At 50.1% G+C, this 21,591-nt stretch carries 23 protein-coding genes and 1 pseudogene; 10 read left to right on the top strand and 14 right to left on the bottom strand.

Annotated elements, in window-relative coordinates; all coding sequences use genetic code 11:
* Window positions 1-24: 24 nt before the first annotated feature.
* Window positions 25-654: a 5,6-dimethylbenzimidazole synthase gene (gene bluB, locus R3E63_07185; protein MEZ5539721.1), complete on the bottom strand. Its 630-nt coding sequence runs from the start codon at window positions 652-654 to the stop codon at window positions 25-27.
* Between the two features lie 86 nt (window positions 655-740).
* On the opposite strand from bluB, the gene R3E63_07190 reads away from it, so the two are divergent.
* The 3 genes from R3E63_07190 (at window position 741) to ssb (ending at window position 3,587) form a co-directional block, all read left to right on the top strand.
* Window positions 741-1,556: a hypothetical protein gene (locus R3E63_07190; GenBank protein MEZ5539722.1), complete on the top strand. Its 816-nt coding sequence runs from the start codon at window positions 741-743 to the stop codon at window positions 1,554-1,556.
* 84 nt (window positions 1,557-1,640) lie between these two features.
* On the top strand, window positions 1,641-3,002 hold the full coding sequence (locus R3E63_07195) for an MFS transporter (GenBank protein ID MEZ5539723.1): 1,362 nt from the start codon (window positions 1,641-1,643) through the stop codon (window positions 3,000-3,002).
* A gap of 105 nt (window positions 3,003-3,107) precedes the next feature.
* Complete coding sequence (gene ssb / locus R3E63_07200; protein MEZ5539724.1) at window positions 3,108-3,587, top strand: single-stranded DNA-binding protein; 480 nt, start codon at window positions 3,108-3,110, stop codon at window positions 3,585-3,587.
* Between the two features lie 65 nt (window positions 3,588-3,652).
* On the opposite strand, the gene tal is transcribed toward ssb, so the two are convergent.
* The 10 genes from tal to fabA form a co-directional block, all read right to left on the bottom strand.
* On the bottom strand, window positions 3,653-4,612 hold the full coding sequence (gene tal, locus R3E63_07205) for a transaldolase (GenBank protein MEZ5539725.1): 960 nt from the start codon (window positions 4,610-4,612) through the stop codon (window positions 3,653-3,655).
* A gap of 51 nt (window positions 4,613-4,663) precedes the next feature.
* Window positions 4,664-5,470, bottom strand: a complete 807-nt coding sequence (locus tag R3E63_07210) for a sulfite exporter TauE/SafE family protein (GenBank protein ID MEZ5539726.1) — start codon at window positions 5,468-5,470, stop codon at window positions 4,664-4,666.
* A 99-nt stretch (window positions 5,471-5,569) separates the two neighbouring features.
* Window positions 5,570-7,168 carry a hypothetical protein gene (locus tag R3E63_07215; protein MEZ5539727.1) on the bottom strand — a complete coding sequence of 533 codons (1,599 nt, stop codon included), beginning with the start codon at window positions 7,166-7,168 and terminating at the stop codon, window positions 5,570-5,572.
* Between the two features lie 10 nt (window positions 7,169-7,178).
* A complete protein-coding gene (locus R3E63_07220; protein MEZ5539728.1) occupies window positions 7,179-7,850 on the bottom strand; it encodes a DUF4124 domain-containing protein in 672 nt (223 codons plus the stop codon).
* Between the two features lie 35 nt (window positions 7,851-7,885).
* Window positions 7,886-8,656 (bottom strand): YciK family oxidoreductase, encoded by a 771-nt coding sequence (locus R3E63_07225; protein MEZ5539729.1) that lies wholly within the window; start codon window positions 8,654-8,656, stop codon window positions 7,886-7,888.
* The gene (locus tag R3E63_07230) at window positions 8,653-9,342 is read right to left on the bottom strand and encodes an HAD-IA family hydrolase (protein MEZ5539730.1); all 690 of its coding nucleotides are present in this window, start codon (window positions 9,340-9,342) and stop codon (window positions 8,653-8,655) included. Before R3E63_07230 ends, R3E63_07225 begins: the two co-directional genes overlap by 4 nt.
* Before the next feature lie 4 nt (window positions 9,343-9,346).
* Window positions 9,347-10,063 carry a bifunctional 2-polyprenyl-6-hydroxyphenol methylase/3-demethylubiquinol 3-O-methyltransferase UbiG gene (ubiG, locus tag R3E63_07235; GenBank protein MEZ5539731.1) on the bottom strand — a complete coding sequence of 239 codons (717 nt, stop codon included), beginning with the start codon at window positions 10,061-10,063 and terminating at the stop codon, window positions 9,347-9,349.
* 89 nt (window positions 10,064-10,152) lie between these two features.
* Window positions 10,153-11,064, bottom strand: a complete 912-nt coding sequence (locus tag R3E63_07240) for a GNAT family N-acetyltransferase (GenBank protein ID MEZ5539732.1) — start codon at window positions 11,062-11,064, stop codon at window positions 10,153-10,155.
* Window positions 11,065-11,075: 11 nt separating this feature from the next.
* Window positions 11,076-12,287, bottom strand: a complete 1,212-nt coding sequence (fabB, locus tag R3E63_07245; GenBank protein MEZ5539733.1) for a beta-ketoacyl-ACP synthase I — start codon at window positions 12,285-12,287, stop codon at window positions 11,076-11,078.
* A gap of 64 nt (window positions 12,288-12,351) precedes the next feature.
* A complete protein-coding gene (fabA, locus tag R3E63_07250) occupies window positions 12,352-12,867 on the bottom strand; it encodes a 3-hydroxyacyl-[acyl-carrier-protein] dehydratase FabA (GenBank protein ID MEZ5539734.1) in 516 nt (171 codons plus the stop codon).
* Between the two features lie 224 nt (window positions 12,868-13,091).
* On the opposite strand from fabA, the pseudogene galU reads away from it, so the two are divergent.
* From galU to R3E63_07265, 3 genes and pseudogenes are all read left to right on the top strand, one after another.
* Window positions 13,092-13,927: pseudogene (gene galU, locus R3E63_07255) on the top strand (UTP--glucose-1-phosphate uridylyltransferase GalU).
* A gap of 11 nt (window positions 13,928-13,938) precedes the next feature.
* The gene (locus R3E63_07260; GenBank protein ID MEZ5539735.1) at window positions 13,939-15,291 is read left to right on the top strand and encodes a phosphomannomutase; all 1,353 of its coding nucleotides are present in this window, start codon (window positions 13,939-13,941) and stop codon (window positions 15,289-15,291) included.
* A gap of 147 nt (window positions 15,292-15,438) precedes the next feature.
* Window positions 15,439-15,654, top strand: coding sequence for a hypothetical protein (locus R3E63_07265; protein MEZ5539736.1), 216 nt, complete (start codon window positions 15,439-15,441; stop codon window positions 15,652-15,654).
* 1 nt (window position 15,655) lies between these two features.
* Here R3E63_07265 and R3E63_07270 read toward each other — a convergent pair whose 3' ends face one another.
* The 3 genes from R3E63_07270 to R3E63_07280 all read right to left on the bottom strand — a co-directional run bounded on the left by R3E63_07270 (window position 15,656) and on the right by R3E63_07280 (window position 18,768).
* A complete protein-coding gene (locus R3E63_07270; protein ID MEZ5539737.1) occupies window positions 15,656-16,045 on the bottom strand; it encodes a hypothetical protein in 390 nt (129 codons plus the stop codon).
* Window positions 16,046-16,145: 100 nt separating this feature from the next.
* Window positions 16,146-17,777 (bottom strand): glucose-6-phosphate isomerase, encoded by a 1,632-nt coding sequence (gene pgi, locus R3E63_07275; protein MEZ5539738.1) that lies wholly within the window; start codon window positions 17,775-17,777, stop codon window positions 16,146-16,148.
* 28 nt (window positions 17,778-17,805) lie between these two features.
* Window positions 17,806-18,768: a polyprenyl synthetase family protein gene (locus R3E63_07280; protein MEZ5539739.1), complete on the bottom strand. Its 963-nt coding sequence runs from the start codon at window positions 18,766-18,768 to the stop codon at window positions 17,806-17,808.
* Between the two features lie 164 nt (window positions 18,769-18,932).
* Here R3E63_07280 and ruvB point away from each other — a divergent pair, with 164 nt between their 5' ends.
* The 4 genes from ruvB (at window position 18,933) to tolR (ending at window position 21,586) form a co-directional block, all read left to right on the top strand.
* Entirely contained in the window at window positions 18,933-19,967 is a 1,035-nt protein-coding gene (ruvB, locus tag R3E63_07285) for a Holliday junction branch migration DNA helicase RuvB (protein MEZ5539740.1), read from the top strand.
* Window positions 19,964-20,368, top strand: a complete 405-nt coding sequence (gene ybgC, locus R3E63_07290) for a tol-pal system-associated acyl-CoA thioesterase (GenBank protein MEZ5539741.1) — start codon at window positions 19,964-19,966, stop codon at window positions 20,366-20,368. Before ruvB ends, ybgC begins: the two co-directional genes overlap by 4 nt.
* A gap of 79 nt (window positions 20,369-20,447) precedes the next feature.
* The gene (gene tolQ, locus R3E63_07295) at window positions 20,448-21,158 is read left to right on the top strand and encodes a protein TolQ (protein ID MEZ5539742.1); all 711 of its coding nucleotides are present in this window, start codon (window positions 20,448-20,450) and stop codon (window positions 21,156-21,158) included.
* Window positions 21,155-21,586: a protein TolR gene (gene tolR / locus R3E63_07300; protein ID MEZ5539743.1), complete on the top strand. Its 432-nt coding sequence runs from the start codon at window positions 21,155-21,157 to the stop codon at window positions 21,584-21,586. Before tolQ ends, tolR begins: the two co-directional genes overlap by 4 nt.
* Window positions 21,587-21,591: the final 5 nt, after the last annotated feature.

Consider the following 21,591-nt stretch of genomic DNA (forward strand, 5'->3'; position numbering starts at 1 on the left):
CCGGTATTAAGTAAAGGCCAGTGGTTATCGTAGAAACCAGCGTGATAAATCAGCGCGCGCGGCCCAATTTTCCTGTTCGAGCATCGGTTTGTCATAAAACTTTTCGACATGACCGATGCACAAAATAGCAACAGGGTGGCTGCCTTCTGGCATGTGTAAAAGTGACTTTAACTTTTTTGGCTCAAATAGCGAAACCCAGCCTACGCCCAAGCCTTCTGCGCGTGCAGCCAGCCACAGGTTTTGAATGGCGCAGGAAACGGATGCGAGATCCATTTCTGGCAGTGTGCGCCTGCCAAAAATATGTTTTTCACGCCTATCCATGAGTGCGACAACCAATACTTCGCCACAATCAAGCACGCCTTCTACTTTGAGTTTCATGAACTCGTCTTCGCGTTCACCCAATGCAGTGGCAGTGGCGATGCGTTCCTCCTCCACCAGAGCGTGCAGCGATGTGCGCAAGTTACGATCTGTAATACGCACAAAACGCCAAGGTTGCATGAAGCCGACGCTGGGCGCGTGGTGCGCCGCTTGCAGTAAGCGTTGCAATACTTCGGGGCTGATGGGATCAGAGAGAAAGTGGCGCATATCGCGTCGTTCTGCGATGGCGCGATAAACAGCCGCGCGTTCGGCATCGCTGTAGGCAAGAGGATTCATCGGTCTATGTGGTTGTGAAATTTTGTGGTTGCCATTATAACGGTGCAGTGTACGCTGTCAGAGCGGCGTGAGGATTGGAGGGAAGCATGGCTGACGAATTGTTTAATGTAGTCTTTCGTGGCGATATTTTGTCTGGGCACAATCTGGGTGATGTGAAAGCACGCTTTGCTCAATTGTTCAAAATGGATGCTGCGAAAGCGGAAGGTTTTTTCAGCGGTAAACCATTGGTGTTAAAAGCAAATTGCGATCAAGCAACAGCCGCAAAATTTAAGGCCGTGCTAGAGCAAGCTGGAGCGCAAGTGGAAATTCGCTCTGCTTCTACTGCACAAGCGCCAGCGCCAGTAGCTGCTTCTGCACCGCCAGCCAAGCCTGCCGCTGCTCCGATTCCTGCTGCTGCACCTGCGGCAGCACAGACGCCCACAGCAACAGCGCCAGCAACAACAGCGTCTAGCTCAGCACAAAATCCTTGGTCTCTATCGGCGGCTGGCTCTAACTTGCTGAAACCGGAAGAGAACAAAACGGTAGCACCAGCGGAAATCGATACCAGCCATCTGAAAGTGATCAGGCCGAAGTTGTTTTCGGATGATCCGGTGGAGCCTTTAGAGCCGCCGCGTCCTGAAGTCAAAATCCATGTGGATTTGTCTGCCTACCAATTAGCAGACACGGGAGAAACGCTGGGAGAACAAGTTGATTTTGTGCCTTTAGAACTGGATCTCAGTGAATTGGTACTGGACGCTGTCGGTGCCGATGTCCTGCGTGAGGAAGAAAAAACCGTGTTTGTACCGGCCAATATTGATACTTCTAGCATGGATATTGCACCCACAGGCAGCGACATGGGGCAAATCAAACAGCCAGATGCACCACCTGCGCCATCAACGGATCATATCTCTCTGCAAAAATAAGCCGATTACTGCAGTCGCGAGGCGGCAGCCTGTAGAATAGCGCCGCAATTTCTCTCCTGATTCTGCTGTCGTTGGAGTTGTCTCGTGCCTGTAAATCTACAACAGGAAAAGCGTGCGGTGAGTACGCTGGCGTCGTTGTATACCTTGCGTATGCTCGGTTTATTTTTGGTGCTGCCGGTGATGTCGTTGTACGGCGTCAATTACACCGAGAGTACACCGATGTTGATCGGCATCGCTTTGGGTGCTTATGGCGCGACGCAAGCGGTACTGCAAATTCCACTGAGTGTGTTATCCGATCGTATTGGTCGTCGTTCTATCGTGATTGGCGGTTTGGCGGCATTTGTTTTGGGCAGTGTCGTAGCGGCGATGTCGACATCCATTTATGGGTTGATTCTCGGTCGCGCATTGCAGGGCGCTGGCGCTATTTCTGGCACGCTGATGGCGATGGTGTCTGATCTCACTTCTGAACAAAATCGAACCAAAGCAATGGCAACCATCGGCGCATCAATCGGTGTCTCTTTTGCGGTGGCAATGCTGCTCGGCCCCGTATTGGCGCATTGGGGTGGTTTGTCCGGTATTTTTTGGGTAACGGCAACATTGGGTGCAGCAGGTTTTGCATTGGTGTTTTTTGTGTTACCAGAGCCGCCTGCCGAAACGGTACACGCACTGCATCGCGATACTTTGCCAGTACCTTCTTTGTTGTGGCGCGTGCTCAGCGATTCACAATTATTGCGTTTGAATGGTGGTATTTTTTGTTTGCACATGGCGCTAATGGCATCGTTCGTAGTTGTGCCACGCCTGTTGGAAAAACAGTTAGGTTTGGATCGCAGTCATCACTGGGAAGTGTATTTGCCCGTGCTGGGCGGCTCCTTCATTGCCATGATTCCGTTGATGGTCATCGCAGAAAAAAAGCGCAGGGTGAAAGAAATTTTTGTTTTAGCTGTCGCGGTATTGGTTTTCGCGTTGTTATTTTTAGGTGCTGCGTATCAGTTCAATACAGGGTTATTGATTGGTTTATTTTTATTTTTCTTCGCGTTTAATTTGTTGGAAGCACAGTTACCTTCTTTAGTAAGCAAGTTGGCTCCGGCGGGCAGCCGAGGTTCAGCGATGGGGATTTATTCCACCAGTCAATTTATCGGCACTTTTGTTGGTGGCACGCTAGGCGGCTTGATGCTGCATTTAGGTGAACCGCGTTGGCTGTTTTGGTTATTGGCACTACCGGTGATGGGCTGGTGTTGGTTGGCTATCACCATGCAGCCGCCGCAGTATCTATTGAATATGATGCTGCGTTTTACCGGTGATGCCGATGCGGTGCGCGAGCAACTACAAAATATGACGGGTGTCGCGCAAGTGTTAGTTGTTCCTGAAGAAAACATGGCCTATCTCAAAGTGGATGACGCCATGTTGGATCGCGCTGCGCTTGATCGTCTGCGCGCGCCAGAATAATTAGCGCAGCTTGTGATACTGATTGAATATCCAGTATAGTGCGCAAGCGCCATTCGCCAGCGTTGGGCGGTGGTATTCACTCACAGATAGGATTGGAGCGTTTTTATGGCTAGAGGCATCAACAAGGTAATTTTGATAGGAAATCTGGGTAAAGATCCTGAGACCCGCGTTTCGCAGGGCGGCGGAGCCATTACCAATATCACGCTTGCCACCAGCGAGACATGGAAAGATAAACAAACCGGCGAAAACCAAGAGCGCACCGAATGGCACCGCGTGGTGTTTTTTGGTCGTTTGGGTGAGATTGCTGGCGATTACTTGAAGAAAGGCAGCAAGGTTTATATCGAAGGCTCATTGCGCACACGCAAGTGGCAAGATCAGAGCGGTCAAGACCGATACACCACAGAAATCGTGGCCAATGAAATGCAAATGTTGGATAGTCGCGGCAACGAAGGTGGTGGCTTTTCTACTGAATCGCGCCCACAAAATATGGCTGCAAGTCGCGGCGGCAATGCCGGTGGTCGTCAACAAGAGTCGGCACCAGCTCCAAATTTTGACCAGCATTTTGACGACGATATTCCGTTCTAATTACTGCTCGTACAAAAAGAAAAGCCCACAAATTCGTGGGCTTTTTTGTGTGCGTCGCCGGCGTTTTAGTTGATGTGCTGCGCCAACTGTTTTTCTAGAGCTATCTGATCCACAGTAAATAACCGAATACCTTCGGCTAACTTATCTGTTGCCATGGCATCTTCATTCATCAGCCAGCGGAAAGTTTTTTCGTCGATAGCGGTATGTTGTGTTGTTGATTTTGTATCAGCAGAGAGCTGTTTGGCTAAGTTGCCTTGCATGTTTTGTAATTCATCCAGCAGTGTTGGGCTGATGGTTAAATTATCGCAACCAGCGAGCGCAATAATTTCACCGACATTGCGGAAGCTGGCAGCCATCACCACGGTTTTGATTTGGTGTGACTTGTAGTGGTTGTAGATTTTTGTAACCAAAGCAACGCCCGGTTCTTCAGCGGGGATAAACTGTTTGGTGTCGGTATTTTTGACGTACCAATCTAAAACGCGCCCAACAAAAGGCGAAATCAAAAACACACCAGCGTCAGCACAAGCGCAAGCCTGTGCAAAAGAAAACAGCAGTGTGAGATTGCACTGAATATTGTCTTTTTCTAAAACACGAGCGGCTTGTATGCCTTCCCAAGTAGAGGCGATTTTAATCAAAATACGGTTGCGAGAAACGCCGTGTTCCTCGTATAACTTGATCAGTAATCGAGCGCGTTCAATCATTGCGGCTGTGTCAAATGACAGTCGAGCATCGACTTCGGTTGATACGCGGCCTGGAACGCGTTTAGTAATTTCACAACCTACTTTGACCGCCAGAACAATAGCTGCCAGTTGTGCCGTATTCGTTGTTGCGGTGGTTTGTTGCTGTTTGGCCCATGCGACACTTTCATCCACTAAGGGCGCATAAACAGGTAAAGCGCTGGCTTTGAGTAACAAAGAGGGATTAGTCGTTGCGCTAATAGGGCGAAATTTTGTAATGGCTTCAATATCGCCGGTGTCAGAAACAACTTCTGATAATGTGCGTAGTTGATCAAGTAATGAAGACATAGAAGCCATCCTGAGTGAAAACGAAGTGCCGTTTATGCTATCACCCTTATTTCACACAACAACCAGTTTTGCGCCAACTAATACCATGATTGACGCTAATACAGGACGCAAAATTTTCTCTGGCACGGCAGCGGTTAAATGGCTGCCAATATAGATGCCGGGCAGAGAACCTATTAATAAATTGATTAACAAATCCCAGTTCACATTGCCTAAGCCTGCATGCCCAAGACCAGCAATTAAAGTGAGCGGAACAGCGTGTGCAATTTCAGTGCCCACTAAACGCGCTACCGGCAAAATGGGGTAAACCAAAAACAGTGCAACGGTTCCCAATGCACCAGCACCAATGGAGGTAATGGTAACGGCTACGCCGAGAATAATGCCCGTGACAACAGTGGCTTTTTCGCGCTCTGCATTACCCATGCGTGTAAAAATGGCGTTGTGATTGCGACTCCACTGCAGTAATTTTTGTTTGAAAACGATGGTCAGCGCGGTGAATACCAGAACAACTCCTAGCGAAATTTTAATTGTGCTGTTGACATGCTCACTTTCAAAGCCGAGTTGATGCATAGCCAGCAGTGTAATAACAGCAGCAGGCAAACTGCCGGCAGCCAGGAGCATGGTGATTCGCCAATTGATGTTGCCCTTGCGTTGATGCACAAAAACGCCACCAGACTTCGTGATAGCGGCATAGAGCAAGTCCGTGCCCACGGCGGTTGTTGGGGGAATGCCGAAGAACAGTAGGATAGGAGTCATTAAGCTGCCGCCACCGACGCCTGTCATCCCGACAATAAAGCCAACGGCTAAACCAGAGAGCGCGTAGATGAGTTCAATGTGGAGGCCAAAGAGTTCAAGTTGCATGACCGATCCTTTAGATAAGTACTGAGAAATGAGTCGCCATCATAGAGGCGGAGTGCTTATAACTAAAGGATTGATTTTGATTAAGCTTATTTCTTTTGGTTATTTTGAGGGCTGTGACTGCCGTTGTGTGGCGTTGATATCTTCTGAACGAACAAAGTAGGCAAAGCGTGCAGCTTCATGCACGGTGATTAGGCTGTTGGTCGGCATATCAGCAAAGTCGCCTTCAAAGCTGGCTATTTGTACAAAGCTGTTACTGCGTAGCTTTTCTAAATAATCACGAGAGTTGTAGTCATTCAAATCTTCGGCAACATAAATGCGCGGATTGCCAGTGAGTTTCTCTGGCAGTATTTGTGCGAATAAATTTTTTCTGTCGATATTTTTTATCCAAAAATCCTTGTCGTATTTTTTACTCCACTGCTGTTTGAGCTGCTGTTGGAATGCTAAGCGGTCTTTGTTGTGATGATTGCGTAAATGATCCGTTTGTAAATGGTATTGGATTTCGATAGGTTTCCAACAAGCCATAAGGATTACAAGAGTGGATATTGCTGTAGGTAGGTGAACTTTTTTTGTGAGAAAGACAGCGCCGAAACTAATTAAAATAACGATAGGTGCAGACAAGGCGCAGAAGCTTCGATCAAAAAAAGCTGGAACACTAGAAAAATACAAAATAAAAAACACGAAAGGAATAATGATCAACAATAGTACTTCGATATATTTCTGTGTCATCAATGCGCCAATACCTGTCATGCCAAGCGCTAACAGTGGCCATCCCAATGTGGCATTGAAGTAAGCGGCGATATTGGTGAGTTGTGCAATGTAGGAGTAATGCTCCAGTATGTCGGGTGGTTTTGGATGCAAGTAATACAGTTGTACGCTGCGCACGCTGAGCCAAAAGTCGCGTACGCTCATATCACCAATAAAAAACATCAGTTGCAGTACGGCAAAAACCAAAACGAGCAGCGCCAAACCTTGCAGCACAATCGTGGTGAATGTTTTGATATTGCGATTTTCTGCACGAAGTAAAGGCAGGCAGCAGGCAATGGCGGGAAAAATACCGAGCATCAGTTGGCTGGCTTTGCCTGCCGTGGCAGTGCCCAATACAAGCCCGTTCGCGAGCAGCCAAACACTGTTTTTCCAGCAATTTTTTTTAAGTGCGAGCCAAAAAAGAATGGATCCCATGGCTGTGAGTAGTGCATCAGGTCGGGCGTAGTGGCTGCCCTGCACAGTGAGTGGAAAAACTGTGTAGAGAATGGCGCTGCACAATGCTGTGATATTACCGCCAATTAAGTGCGCCGCTAAAATGACAAAAAGAAAGCTGATTGCATCCCAAAAAACAGCAATGTGATGCAGTAAAACAATGGTGGGTGTTGTAATGCCAAGTAGTCGCAATGGCTTGATGATGGCAGCAGAGAGCAACATATGCCCGCTGAAATTGTAATGATGCTCGTGTAGCGGCTCATCACGCACAATTTCAAGTTTCATACCTTTTTGTTGCGCAGCCTGTGTGCCTACGCGATACCAATCCGGCTGCCAGTTATTGTTGTTAACGGCATCGTCCACGGCCCAAACAACAATTTGATCATCAATTTGAAAATAAGTGCGTGAGCTGGTGTCGATGCGCAGTGCAAAAAAAACAAAAAGTACGACTGCCCACACTGTGACTAAAAAAAAAGGCTGTAGACGCGGTGGTGTTGCCATGCCGTGCAGTTTATTTGTGCAGTGCGGATGCGTAGCGATAGGAGCTGAAGCCTTCGATAGCCGTGCCGTTGATTATGGCAAAAGGAATACCGCCACCACCACCGAGTTGTTTCATGCGCAGTGCGGCCTCTTGGTTGTATCCAACATCGTACTCTTGAAAAGGGATATTTTTTTCATGGAGCCATTGTTTGGCTTTTTTACAAGCGCCACACCAAACGGCTGTGTAGATTTCTACTTTATTTGTAGGGAGGGCTGCGGTTGTTGATTGGTTGTTTATGCTGTCATTGGTGATGACGGGGTTGTTTGAAGAAGCGCCACGCCAAATATTTATTTGTTCAATGATATTTTTGAGCTGGAAAAGAACATATTGTCGCGCTGTTTCAATCAGCGCCAATGCATCGCGCTGTTGATTGGGCAGGTTTTTCAGCGTCATGTTTTCTCGTGAAAAAAATTGTGCGAGATCTGGTGCTGGCGCTTGTTTAGGGTTGCTGACTTTTCCATTGCTTGTCATGTTGATAGGAGAAATTTCAACGGTGGTGACAACGGCGGTATTGCTGCCATCTGTAGAGGTGGGTGCACGATCACCGTAATGCACCACGCCTTTGTTATCTGTCCATTTATAGATTTCTGCATAGCTGTTGTAACAAATGAGCGTTAACAAGACAGTGAGTAAAATTTTCATCGCCGTTCTTCTCCAGCCGATATTTTTTTATAAGGTTATGTGGCCGATTGTGCGTCAAAACTTTGACCGGTGATACTGCCGCTGTCTGATCCCATCAAGTAGAGATACAGCGGCATCAATCTGTCTGCAGTGGGTCGGGTGTCAGGATTCTCGCCTGGGAAGGCAGCGGCGCGCATACGCGTGCGCGTGGCTCCTGGATTGATGGCGTTCACACGCACGCGCGTGACTTCTTCCAGTTCATCAGCCAGCGTTTCCATCAGGCCTTCCACCGCAAATTTGCTGACGGCATAAGCGCCCCAAAACGCGCGACCGTGACGACCAACGGAGGAGGTCGTAAACAGGATGCTGGCATCGGGCGCTTGTGTCAGCAGCGGCAGCAGCGCCTTAGTCAGTAGGAAGGCGGCGTGGACATTGACCTGCATGACTTGTTGCCAGCGCTCTGGGCTGTAATCGACAACAGGCATGATGGAGCCGAGCAGAGCAGCGTTGTGCAGTAGGCCGTCCAATCTGCCCAATTCTTCTTCGATAGTATCGGCGATGGCTTGGGCGCTGTCGGGCGTGAGGTACTGTAAATCCAGCGGCAGAATCATGGGTTCTGGATGGCCGGCAGCGAGAATCTCGTCGTAGACCAGTTCCAGCTTTTCTTGTGTCTTGCCAAGCAAAATGACCGTTGCACCGTGCGCTGCAAAACTGCGTGCAGCGGCGCGACCGATGCCGTCACCAGCGCCCGTCACCAAAATAACGCGCTGCGCCAGTGAGTTGTCAGTGGGTGCGTAGCCTTCAGGCAAAGTGTGAATCGTTTTCATACGGTCTGGGTGGCGAGTTGTTGTTGCGAGATTTGAGTGATCAGTGCAGGAATTTCATGGGCGGAGGCAAGGCGGAAATCAGCTGCCCAGTGATCAATGTTTTCTGATGGGGCGATGTAGCCCCACTCGCAGGCGACAGTCAGCATGCCGGCGGCGCGACCGGCTTCGATGTCGCGCGCATGATCGCCGAAGTAAATAGCTTCGGTGGGCGAGCAGCCGCACTGTTGGCAAGCCAGCAACATGGGTTCTGGATCCGGCTTGCTGCGCGAAACATGATCGGGGCAGACCACGGTGCTGGGTGCGGATGGCACATCCAGTTGCTCGACCAGCGGCAGCGTAAAGCGGCTAGGCTTGTTGGTGATGACGCCCCAAGCTAGCCCCTGTTCTGCGATCCAGCGCAGGCTGGCAGGGAAGCCTGGAAACAGCGTACTGTTTTGCCCCAGCACTTCTTGGTAGATGGCGAGTAGCTGGCAGTTGAGCGCGTCGATGGCGGGGTCGCCTTCAGTGAGATCGCCTACAAGGCGCGTCATCGCGCGCGCGCCATTGGAGACTTGAGCGCGTATCGCACCCTCTGACAAAGCGGGTTTGCCCAACTGCTGGCGCAACTGATTGGCACAGAAAATGAAGTCAGGAGCGGTATCGAGCAATGTACCGTCTAAATCAAACAAAATTGCTTTTAATTTCATGGGGTTATTCCGGTTTTCTCGTGTGAACTATGTAATTCACATCGATGTCGCTGCTGGTTATGGAATACTTTTTAATCAATGGGTTATAAGTCATTCCTGTGATATTTTCGAGGATGAGCCCAGCGTCGCGAATCCAGTTAGCGAGCTCAGCGGGGCGGATAAATTTGCCGTATTCGTGCGTGCCTTTTGGCAACATCTTCAGCAGGTATTCGGCACCGACAATGGCAAAAGCGTAGGCCTTGGGGTTGCGGTTGATGGTGGAGAAAAACAAGTGAGCGCCGGGCTTGGCCAAATCGGCACAGGCGCGGATGATAGAGGCGGGATCCGGCACATGCTCCAGCATTTCGAGGCAGGTCACGATGTCGTAGTGCGCGGGTTGCTCCGCTGCCAACTGCTCGGCAGGAATCTGGCGATATTCGATACTGACACCGCTTTCCAATGCGTGTAGGCGAGCGACAGACAGCGGCGCTTCACCCATGTCGATACCGGTGACGGTGGCTCCGCGCTGCGCCATCGCCTCTGACAAGATGCCGCCGCCGCAGCCGATATCGACCACCACTTTGCCAGCGAGTGGCGCGCGCTCGTCGATGTAATTGCAGCGCAGTGGGTTGATGTCGTGTAGCGGTTTGAATTCACTGGTGGGGTCCCACCAACGATCAGCCAAGGCTTCAAATTTGGCGATTTCGCTGAGGTCGATATTCGTGGTGGTGGCAGTGGCCATGCGGCAGATTCCGATCAAACAAAGCAATGGCGGCCATTATAGCGGCGTGATAGCAGAGGATTTGCAGAGTTGAGTGCTACAGCAATGTACTACAGCGTCTGCTGGCGCAAATCCGCTGGCGTAGTGGCGCGAGACCACAGTTGTTTGAATTCTTCGAGCAGGGGTTTTACGCGCGCGCGATAGTCGTGATAGCCGATGCCCTGCGTCTCTTGTGGATCTGGGCGGAACAGCAATCCGTTGTCATCGGTAATTAGATAGTTGGGAAACTTTTCCGCGATGGTGGTCGGCAATTTGCGAATTTGTATGTATTCAGCAGCGCGATGACTGAGGCGCAATAAACGATGTCCACGCTCGATTAATGGTTTGGTATCACGCACCAAAATACGCACACTGGTGTTGCGCTGTTTTTGCACCAGCGCCATCACGGCATCGGCGAAGGCGTCGTTGTCGTACAGCCAGTCTTCTAAATCTTCACTAAAAATAATTAAACCGTAACGCGCATTTTTTACTAATTCTAAAGACAGCGCGCGAAACTCATCCGTAGTTTGTAAGCGAACCAGACCGGATCCACTCGTGATAAAACTGCGGTTAGGCGGCAAAAATAATGCGAGCAACTGATCGCTGTGACTATTTTCTGTGGAGAAACCCAAAGTCAAAAAAATGCTTGCCCAAGGATGCGCGGCGGGTACCGATAACTGCGACAAGCCACGGCGCGGTGCGTCCATCACGGCGTTGCGTAAGAGGGCTTCGGCGATGTCTTGGGCGTGTGCTGCTTGTGTGATGGCGTAACTGATGTGTCCGTCACGATCAATGCAAAGATAGCCCACAAAGTTTTCGTTAATTTGTGCAAGAAAGTGCAGAGAGCTGATATCAAAAACTTGTTCGCTAGCTAATTCAGGGAGGAATAATGAGCGGCAAGTGAGTATGGTTTCGTGTTCATCGGACCAGCTAGCGCGAGTGACGCTGACGGGTGTGTAATCCACGGTGTCATCGTCGCTCATCGCGGCATCCCTCAGAGTTTTTGGAAAACCAGTGTGGCGTTAGTGCCGCCAAAACCGAAGCTGTTGGACATCACGCGCTGCAAATCCACGCCGTCAATGCGTTGACGCACGACAGGCATGTTTTCCGCTTCGGCATCGATGGTTTCGATATTGGCAGAAGCGGCAATAAAGCCGTGTTGTTGCATCAACAGTGAATAAATGGCTTCTTGCACGCCAGCCGCGCCGAGTGAGTGACCAGATAAAGATTTGGTTGAGCTAATCGGCGGAATGGCATCACCAAACGCCGCTTTCACTGCTTTCAATTCGGCGAGATCGCCAACGGGTGTGCTGGTGCCGTGCGCATTGATGTAATCAATTTTGCCGTTCACGGTAGACAGTGCTTGTTGCATGCAGCGGGTTGCGCCTTCACCAGAAGGGGCGACCATATCGTAGCCATCACTGGTTGCGCCATAGCCCACCAATTCTGCGTAAATTTTTGCGCCGCGCGCTTTGGCGTGTTCGTATTCTTCCAACACCAAACAGCCGCCGCCGCCGGCGATAACAAAGCCATCGCGGTTGGCATCGTAAGCGCGTGAAGCTTTTTGCGGTGTGTCGTTGTATTGCGTGGACAGTGCTCCCATCGCATCAAACAAGCAAGACAGCGACCAATGCTCTTCTTCACCGCCGCCAGCAAAAATGATGTCTTGTTTGCCGAGCTGAATCAGTTCCATCGCATTGCCGATGCAGTGCGCGCTAGTGGCGCAAGCAGAGGAGATGGAGTAGTTCACGCCTTTAATTTGGAAAGGAGTCGCCAAGCAAGCAGAAACGGTGGAGCCCATGGTTTGCGTGACGCGGTAAGGGCCGACGCGCTTGATGCCTTTCTCACGCATGATGTCAGCGGCTTCTACTTGATTGGAAGAAGACGCGCCGCCGGAACCCATAATCAAACCAGTGCGTGGGTTGGACACTTCTTCGGGTTTTAAGCCAGCATCTTCAATCGCTTGCTGCATGGAGAGAAAGGCAAATGCGGCGGCATCACCCATAAAACGCAGAATTTTGCGATCAATCAGTTCGTTTAAGTTGAGTTGGATAGAGCCAGAGACATGGCTGCGAAAACCCATATCGCGATAGGTTTCGTTCAATCGAATGCCAGAAAGCCCTTCGCGCAGAGAGTGGGTGACATCAGCGGCGTTGCTGCCTAGGCAAGATGTGATACCCATGCCAGTGACGACGACTCGTCTCATGCGTTAAACCTCATATCTAATCGTTGCTCGCCATTATATAGGCTATCGCAAAACAGTCTTTGATTTAGAAATTGTCGGTGGAAGTGAACAGACCTACTTTGAGGTCTTTGGTGTGATAAATCTCTTTACCGTCGACCGACATGATGCCATCGGCAATACCCATGATGAGTTTGCGTTCAATCACGCGGCTCAAATGAATGTGGTACGAGACTTTTTTTGCCGTCGGCAACACTTGTCCTGTGAACTTCACTTCGCCTGATCCCAAAGCGCGTCCTCGCCCTGGGTTGCCTTTCCAGCCCAAATAAAAGCCAACTAACTGCCACATGGCATCGAGTCCAAGGCAGCCGGGCATCACGGGGTCAGAAATAAAATGGCAATCAAAAAACCAGAGGTCGGGATTGATATCCAGTTCAGCGATGATTTCGCCTTTGCCGTATTTGCCGCCTGTTTCCGAAATATGTGTGACGCGATCCATCATCAACATATTGCCAACAGGAAGGCGCGCGTTGCCAGGGCCAAATAATTCGCCATTTCCGCAGGCTAGCAGTTCGTCGCGAGTGAATGAGCTTTTTCTGGTCATGCTGAAGTTCCCGATCCCTGTCGGCAAAAGTCCGTCAGTTTAACGGCAGATATAGCGTTGTCCAGCAAAACGCAGTGGAAAAATACTTTATGTGGCAGGAACTTGCGTGAATTTCTTGCTGTCTTGCTCGATTGTCGATACGCCATAATCCTGTATGCTTATGCCCCGCGAAATACCCACTCGTTTTATATCGTTTCCACCCACTTTTCTTTGCAGGACATCTCATGATTAACAAATGTTTGTTCCCTGTTGCCGGTTATGGCACACGCTTTTTGCCCGCTACAAAATCTATGCCAAAAGAAATGTTACCGGTGGTGAATAAACCTCTTGTGCAATACGGCGTTGAAGAAGCTTTGGATGCGGGCTTGGATGATATTTGTTTTGTGACTGGCCGCAGTAAGCGCGCGATTGAAGATCATTTTGATCTTAACTTTGAGTTGGAACATCAAATTGCTGGTACTGGTAAGGAAAAATATTTGGAAAGTATTCAACGCGTGATGGATAGCGCATCTTTTTCTTTTACGCGCCAGCGCGAAATGAAAGGTTTAGGTCACGCGATTCTCACTGGTCGTCGCTTGGTGGGTGATCAAGCTTTTGGCGTTATTTTGTCTGACGATTTGTGTATGCCTCCAGAAGGTGGTGTGGGCGTTATGGCGCAAATGGTGAAGCTCTACAAACAATTTCGTTGCAGTATCGTGGCGATTCAAGAAGTGGCGCAGATATCGAGAAAAGTTTGGTGTGGTCGATGGCAGAAATTAAAAGACGGTATTTACCGTGTTTCTAACATGGTGGAAAAGCTAAAACAAGCAGATGCGCCGAGCAATATGGCGATTATCGGTCGCTATATTTTGACGCCAGATATTTTGATATTTTGGAAAAAACACCGCCAGGTAAAGGTGGCGAAATTCAGTTGACGGATGCGCTGTTGCAGCAAGCGCAAGAAGGTGCGGTGCTGGCGTATCGCTTTAAAGGCACGCGTTATGACTGTGGCAGCGTTGAAGGGTTTATTGAAGCCACCAACTATGTTTACGAAAATCTTTATCATCAGCCAAAAAATTGAGATTGATTGTAATGAGTGCTATCCAAATCAATTGCTTTAAAGCCTACGATGTTCGCGGCCGCGTACCTGATCAGTTAAATGAAGATATCGCGTATCGCATTGGTCGCGCTTTTGTGCAGTTTCTCGGTGCAAAAAGTGTGGTTGTTGGTCACGACATTCGCCTCTCTAGCCCTGCGTTGTCTGCGGCTTTAGTGCGCGGTTTGCCGACGAACGCAGATGTGATTGATATTGGTTTGTGTGGCACAGAAGAAGTGTATTTCGCTACTTTTCATCTCGGTGTGGATGGCGGTATTGCAGTTACTGCGAGCCACAACCCGATGGATTACAACGGCATGAAATTTGTGCGCGAAGGTTCGCGCCCGATCAGCGGCGACACGGGTTTGAAAGATATTCAAGCCTTGGCGGAAAGTGGCAATTTTGCTGCGCCACAACGCGCAGGTAGCTATCGCGAAGAAGCCACGCGCGAAGCCTATGTGCAACATTTGTTGGGCTATGTGGATCGCGCTGCATTGAAACCTTTGAAATTGGTGATTAACGCGGGCAATGGTGGCGCAGGCTTGGTGATGGATGCGCTAGAAAAATACCTGCCGTTTCAATTGACCAAAGTGCATCATCAACCGGATGGCTCGTTTCCTAACGGCGTGCCCAATCCACTGCTGGAAGAAAATCGCGGTTCAACGATTGATGCGCTGAAAGCGTCGGGCGCGGATATGGGTATCGCGTGGGACGGTGATTTTGATCGCTGCTTTTTCTTCGATGAAAAAGGTAATTTTATCGAAGGCTATTATGTAGTTGGTTTATTGGCGGAGGCGTTCTTGGCGCGCAATAAAGGCGCAGCCATCGTCCACGACCCGCGTTTAACTTGGAACACACTGGCGATTTGCGAACAGTTTGGCGGTCGCGCCGTGCAGAGCAAAACCGGTCACGCTTTCATCAAAGAGCGCATGCGCAAAGAAGATGCGGTGTACGGCGGCGAAATGAGCGCGCACCACTATTTCCGCGATTTTGCTTACTGTGACTCCGGCATGATCCCTTGGCTGCTGGTGGCAGGTTTAGTGTGCAGCAGCGACAAATCCTTGTCGCAATTGGTGGAAGAGCGTATGCGCGCTTATCCCGTCAGCGGTGAAATCAACCGCGAAATTGCGGACCCGAAAGCGGCTATTGCGCGCGCGCGTGATCGCTATGTCGGTGAAGCCCTGCATGAAGACAACACCGACGGTTTGAGCTTGGAGTTTGCTGATTGGCGCTTCAATTTGCGTATGTCCAACACCGAACCGGTAGTGCGTTTGAATGTGGAAACGCGTGGCGATCAGGCCTTGATGGAGCAGCGTCGCGACGAATTGGTGGCCTTGCTCGACGGCTGACAGTTTGCGCCGACAATTTTTGTCAGTGATGGCGACTTTTTCTGCGCAGCGGTAGGTATAAATCAGTATCTCACTGATTTAAAAAGAAAACTCAGGTTGGCACGCTTCTCGCTTATCAATAAATAAAGATGGCGAGGAGTGGTAGTCATGAAACAGAGTAACGACAAGGTAGCGCAGCTTCGTGCAACGCGTGAGCAAGATGAGCTACAGCGTATCAACCGCCTGACAGGCTTGGAATTTACAGCGGTACCGGTTTCGCTGCTCGGTATGCCGGAGGAAGATAAAAGCCTCGCTGAGTCTCTACTCAACGAGGCGATCAATTTATGGAAAGAAGAACCGCAGACTGTTAGCGGGAGAGGATAAATTAAACGACGGCGACCAATTTAGGCATTTTTGCAGCCGTTTTGTCTGCGCTTTGCACGAACAACTCATCGACTATATACGACGGACCTTGATCCGGCACTTCTAAATACACGCCCATATCGATGATTTTTCCCACGGCGTGCACCGTGACTAATCCCGACAGCAACATACTGCCTCCCAGCTCGTTAGAGGCAGTGTCCACTTTTATTTCTTTGCTGATATTGTCTTGGTCGATGTATTTCAGCACCAAGCTGATTTTGCAAGGGCGAGGTTGCAGCAAGCGCACCCAGCATGCTGCATTAAAGCTGCAGTCCCATTGCGTACGGGCAGACAGCGTTTGTGGATGTGGAATATAAGTTTCTGGCACCTTGGCGATGAACTTGTCTTTCATACGGCATACTCCGACGAGTTTTCGTAGTTACACCCTACGCGCTTGGCGCAGGAATTTCAGTGTGATGGTTGGCGTTTAAACTGTGCGTTTCTTCACCAAATTAACAAATTGTTTGGCGATAACGGGCAATGGTGGCTTGGGTGGAACTGTCCAGCGATACATCTTCGGTACCAGACAGCGCTGCGAAAATAGGCCCAGATAATTGTTTGCCCAATTCCACGCCCCATTGATCAAATGAATTGATATCCCACAACACACCCTGCACATAAACCTTGTGTTCGTACAGCGCAACGAGCGCGCCCAATGTTGCCGGTGTTAATTGTTCGATGGTGATGAGGTTGCTGGGGCGATTGCCGCTAATCACTTTATGCGGCGCGAGTTCTGCAATTGCTGCATCATCTAAACCTTGTTTTTGCAATTCTGCTTCAACAACAGTGAGCGATTTACCACACATCAGAGCTTGGCTTTGTGCTAAGCCATTCGCAAGTAAATGGCGGTGTTGTTCGCGACATTCTGTGTGATGTGGTTGCAGCGTCAGCACAAAATCCGCAGGAATAAAATGCGTGCCTTGATGCAATAGCTGGTGAAAAGAATGTTGACCGTTTGTGCCAACCGATCCCCATAAAACAGAGCCCGTTTCATACGGCACATCTTCGCCAGCGTGATTGACATGCTTGCCGTTACTTTCCATATCCAGTTGTTGCAGATAATCAGGAAAGAAACGCAAATAGTGATCGTAGGGCAACACCGCATGTGTGCTGGCTTGCCAAAAATGGCGATACCAAAAGCCGAGCAGCGCCATCATCACCGGCATATTGTGTGCGAGATGCGCTTGCTGAAAATGTTCGTCCATTGCATTCGCACCAGACAACATAGCGCGAAAATTTTCCATACCGACAGCGAGAGCAATCGGCAAACCAATTGCAGACCATAGTGAGTAGCGACCGCCCACCCAATCCCACATCGGCAAAATATTGTCGGCGTTGATACCAAAATCTGCCGCTTTTTTTACAGCACTCGACACGGCAACAAAATGGCGCGCAGTCGCACTGCTGTCCGGTGCGGCAGCCAGCAGCCAGCGGCGAGCTGCTTCTGCGTTTTGTAAAGTTTCCAGCGTAGTAAATGATTTAGACGCGACGATAAATAAAGTGCGTGAAGGTGCGAGATGCTGCAATAAATCTTGCAAGCAAGAGGGATCGACATTCGAAACAAAATGTAAACGCACATGACCGGTGTGAAACGGCTTGAGTGCATGCGTTGCCATTTGCGGGCCGAGATCAGAACCACCGATGCCGATATTGACGACATCGGTGATGGTTTCATCGCTGTAGCCACGCCATTTCCCATTGTGAATGGCGTGTACCAGTGTTTCCATTTTTGCAAAGGCTTGAGCGATGGCATCCGCTTCAATCACGGGTTTGGGCGAGCGCAAAGCGGTGTGTAGTGCGGGGCGTTTTTCTGTGTTGTTGACCATGCCGCCCGACAATAATTGCGTGATGGCGTTCTGCAAATTGACTTGGCGCGTGAGTTGCATCAAAGAATGAATCAGTGCGCCGTCGATAAAATTTTTGGAATAATCCAAACGCAAGCCAGCCGCTTCAATGGTGTGTTGCACGGTGCGATCAGGATTGTTATCGAATAACTGTGTGAGTGATTGTGCGTACAAGCGTTGTTGATGCGCTTGCAAATCGGACCAGCATGCGAAGCGTTGTGCTAAATGCGGTGCAGTCACAGAAAACTCCTTTTTTGAAGTCGTTAAATCAAACGCGGCGTTTGACCGCAAAGTGTGCCAGCGCTGCCAGCTCATCGCGATAGCGCGACCCAGGTAGGCGGTGTAAGCAACCCAATGCTGATTCTACCTCGCGCTGTGCCGCCTGTTCGGTATATTGCAGTGCGCCATTGTTTTGCACGATGGTAATGATGTCTTGTAAACGCGCGGAGCTTTTATTGGTAATCGCTTCACGAATGCAACTCACTTCATCCGCCGCGCCAAATTGCAGGGTGTAAATCAGTGGCAGGGTGAGTTTGCCTTCGGCTAAATCATCACCCACATTTTTGCCCATTTCTTCGCTGCTGCCGGTGTAGTCCAGCATATCGTCCACCAGCTGAAATGCCATACCGAGGTGGTGACCGTATTGCGCCAGCTCTTGCTGTGTGTCGTCGCCCGCGTTGGCAAGAATTGCCGCACAGTGTGCGGCTGCTTCGAACAGTTGCGCGGTTTTGTTGGCAATAACGCGACGATAGCGTTCTTCATTGGTGGTGATATCACCCGCATTCACCAGTTGCAGCACTTCGCCTTCAGCAATCGTGTTGGTGGTGTTTGCCATGATGTTCATGACGGACATATCGCCCAGTTGCACCAGCATTTGAAATGCACGCGAATACAAAAAGTCGCCGACCAACACGCTAGGCGCATTGCCCCATTCTGCGTTGGCGGTAGCGCGTCCACGGCGCAGTGCAGATACATCAACCACATCATCGTGCAGCAAAGTGGCGGTGTGAATAAATTCAATCACGGCTGCCATATCGATATGGCTTGTGCCGTTGTAACCGAGACTGCGTGCAATAAGTAGCACCAACAATGGACGCAAGCGTTTGCCGCCGGCATCGACAATGTAGTGACCAATGTTTTCTACCAGTGCAACACGAGAGTGCAGTTGTTCGATGATGAGCGCGTTAACAGCGGCAAAATCTTCTGCGACGGCTTGGTGAAATGAGAGCACAAAAAGCCTGCTGAATGAGGGTTAAAAAGCAGGCTGCATGCTAGGCGTGGCACTAGGGAGTGTCAAGGAATGAGGCGCTGCTTCGATGGGCTTGTGATAGCATGACGGCGGCAAAAAACAGGTAGTTTTTGCACGAATTTTCTGTGGGTGGGGCGATACATTCGATGATCGAAATAGACGAGTTTCCCGATGCGCGCCAGTTGGTGTCGCCCGCTGCGCAGGAGCGTGAAGATCAGCAAGATCGTGCGATTCGCCCTCGGCGTTTAGCGGATTATGTCGGGCAGCCACAAGTGCGCGAGCAAATGGAAATTTTTATCCAAGCGGCACGGCAGCGCAGTGCGCCGCTAGACCATACGCTGATCTTTGGTCCCCCCGGCTTAGGCAAAACTACGCTCGCCAACATCATCGCCGCAGAAATGGGTGTGGCGCTGAAAACTACTTCAGGACCTGTGCTGGAAAAAGCGGGTGATTTAGCGGCACTGATGACGAGCTTGGAGCCGGGCGATGTGTTGTTTATCGATGAAATCCACCGTTTGAGTCCCGTGGTGGAAGAAATTCTCTATCCAGCGATGGAAGACTATCAACTCGATATCATGATCGGTGAAGGCCCCGCCGCACGCTCCATCAAATTGGATTTGCCGCCGTTTACTTTGGTGGGCGCAACCACAAGGGCGGGCTTACTGACATCGCCACTGCGTGATCGCTTCGGCATCGTGCAGCGATTGGAGTTTTACAACCATGCGGATTTAACCTCGATTGTTTCGCGTTCGGCGCAGTTGCTAGGCATGACCATGGAAACAGAAGGTGCGGTGGAAATTGCACGCCGCGCGCGCGGTACGCCGCGTATCGCCAACCGTTTACTGCGTCGTGTGCGCGATGTGGCTGATGTCAAAAATCAGGGCAATGTCAGTGCTGAAATTGCTGATATCGCGCTGCGTATGCTAGGTGTCGATCACTTGGGTTGTGACAACATGGATCGCCGTTTGTTGTCGACGATTATTGAAAAATTTGATGGCGGTCCTGTCGGTGTCGATAGTTTGGCAACTGCTATCGGAGAGGAGCGCGACACCATCGAAGAAGTATTAGAGCCATATTTAATTCAGTGCGGCTATTTAATTCGCACGGCGCGCGGCCGTATGGCAACCAAACTTGCGTACGAACATCTGGGCGTACCTGCGCCGCAGCGGAGTGATGCGTGAACTTTTCCATCGCGGTGCGTGTCTACATTGAGGACACCGATGCCGGCGGCATTGTGTATTACGTCAATTATTTGAAATTTATGGAGCGTGCGCGTACCGAGTTCATGCGCGCTCAAGGTTACGGCAAAACCGCTATTTTTTCCGAGGAGAAAATGTTTGTGGTGCATACTGCCAATGTGCAGTATCTTGGCGCTGCGCGGCTGGATGATGAGCTGATCGTGACGGCAACGCCGTTGAAAGTAGCGCGCAGCAATATCATCTTTGAACAGTTAGTTTCTCGTGGGGGGGAGCTGCTGTGTCGCGGTGAAGTGCGTATCGCTTGTGTTGATCGTGCCACGCAAAAACCTTGTGCAATGCCCGAGGTGATGTTTGAGCAAGTGAAACAAAGTTTGAATCAGTGATTTTGTATCAGTGATACTGGGATTTGAGCAGTAATATTTTGGCGCTGAATGCCAGCGCGTTTGTTTGGGGGAAATCGTTGTGGAAACAGCTAATCAATCGCTGTCGTTATTTGGATTATTCATGCACGCGGCTCTGCCGATTAAGTTAGTGATTCTGACTTTATTGGGTGGCTCTTTAGTGTCTTGGGCGATGATTATTCGTCGCTGGCTCGATTACCGCGATGCCGAAATCAGCTTTCATCAGTTTGAGCACGCTTTTTGGTCCGGCATTGATCTCAGTCGTTTGTACCGTGAAGGCAACGATCGCGCGCACCATGGTGAAGTGAACGGTTTGGAAAGTATTTTTCGTGCCGGTTTCAAAGAGTTCACGCGCTTGCGCAAACAGCCAGGTATCGAAGCAGATGCGGTAATGGAAGGCACGCAGCGCGCGATGCGTGTTGCCTTGGCGCGTGAAGAAGAATTTTTGGAAAAGCATTTGCCGTTTTTGGCGAATGTGGCATCGGCAAGTCCGTACATCGGTTTGTTCGGCACGGTGTTGGGCATCATGGATTCGTTTCATGGATTGGCAGCGATGAAACAAGCAACTTTAGCGGTTGTTGCGCCTGGTATTTCTGAAGCATTGTTTGCTACCGGCATCGGTTTATTTGCAGCAATTCCTGCTGTTATTGCGTACAACCGTTATACCGCGCGTTTGAACAGACAGCTGGCGCGTTATGAAACTTTTGCCGATGAATTTTCCAGTATTTTGCATCGTCAAGCGCACTCAGTCATGCGCGGAGGCGGCGAGTGAGACGGCGCAAAAAACACGAACAGAAAGCGGAGATTAATGTCGTTCCGTGGATCGATGTCTGTCTGGTTTTGCTGATTGTTTTTATGGTGACAGCACCTCTATTGATGCAGGGTGTAGAAGTGCAATTGCCGCAAGCCAGCACGGAGCCGATGGATACACAGGAAGAGCCGCTGATTGTGTCGGTGAAGCAGGACAAAACTTTCTACATCAATTTAGGTTCTGATCAAAACGCTGCTGTACCTTTGGCGGATATTGCGGAACAAGTACGCAAGGTGCGCACCACTAAACCCAAAACCCCGGTGTTGGTGTGGGGTGATGCGCGCGTGGATTACGGCACGGTGGTTGAAGTGATGGGCGCACTGCAAGCGGTGGGTGTTGACAATGTGGGGTTGGTGACGGAGCCGCCATCTACCCCTGTGAAGAAGTGAGTTTG

Source organism: Pseudomonadales bacterium (assembly GCA_041395665.1).
In the GTDB taxonomy this organism is placed as follows: Bacteria; Pseudomonadota; Gammaproteobacteria; order Pseudomonadales; family UBA7239; genus UBA7239.